This is a genomic window from Cupriavidus sp. 01T418 (genome assembly GCF_056398885.1).
Map to the genome: position 1 here is coordinate 1 of NZ_JBFTQG010000183.1, position 436 is coordinate 436.

1 protein-coding gene is annotated in these 436 nt (G+C 73.1%); it reads right to left on the reverse strand.

The genetic code is table 11. The features are described 5' to 3' along the window. Nucleotides 1-424 (reverse strand): hypothetical protein (locus AC1DQ3_RS36830; protein ID WP_477124999.1); only part of this gene is annotated, 424 nt, incomplete at its 3' end. Between the last annotated feature and the right edge of the window lie 12 nt (nucleotides 425-436).

Consider the following 436-nt stretch of genomic DNA (forward strand, 5'->3'; position numbering starts at 1 on the left):
GCAGGCGGCGGGCGTAGGCCAGGCTGGCTTCCCCGTCCCGGCGCGGCACGGCGTCGCGAATGGCGGCCAATTCCACGGAGAGTGCCTTGAAGGCCGGCTCGCGGCGCAGTTGGCTTTCCGCCGCGCCCGAGAGCAGGGACAGCTCGCTCAGGCTGAGGCCGGGCTGCTGCTTGCGCAGGCGGCGGGCGTAGGCCAGATTGGTTTCCCCGTCCCGGCGCGGCACGGCGTCGCGAATGGCRGCCAGTTCCACGGRGAGCGYCTTGAAGGCCGGCTCGCYGCGCAGWTGGYTTTCCGTGGCACCCGAGAGCAGGGACAGCTCGCTCAGGCTGAGGCCGGGCCGCTGCTCGYGCAGGCGGCGGGCGTAGGSCAGATTGGCTTCCCCGTCCCGGCGCGGCACGGCATCGCGAATGGCGGCCAGTTCCACGGAGAGCGCCTT